Here is a 229-nt window from a genome sequence, read left to right on the forward strand (position 1 = left end):
TTCTTAGGCCAGCAGCACGGTACGTTTTTGCTAAACCGTTAAAGGTAATAATAGGTACATCGTCGCACAGTGCACCAATTGAGCTATGCGTAATGCCGTCGTATAAAATCTTTTCGTAAATTTCATCACTTAACAGTAGTAACTTGTGCTCACGCGCTATGTCAATTAACTGCTGCAGTAAATCATCGCTATACACAGCCCCTGTCGGGTTATTTGGATTGATCAATAC

1 protein-coding gene is annotated in these 229 nt (G+C 41.5%); it reads right to left on the reverse strand.

Annotated elements, in window-relative coordinates; translation table 11 throughout:
- On the reverse strand, nt 1-229 hold a 229-nt coding region (locus tag AAEY62_RS25190), incomplete at both ends, for an aminotransferase class I/II-fold pyridoxal phosphate-dependent enzyme (protein ID WP_350637238.1).

This window comes from Pseudoalteromonas sp. GW168-MNA-CIBAN-0100, assembly GCF_040309225.1.
In the GTDB taxonomy this organism is placed as follows: domain Bacteria; phylum Pseudomonadota; class Gammaproteobacteria; order Enterobacterales; family Alteromonadaceae; genus Pseudoalteromonas; species Pseudoalteromonas arctica.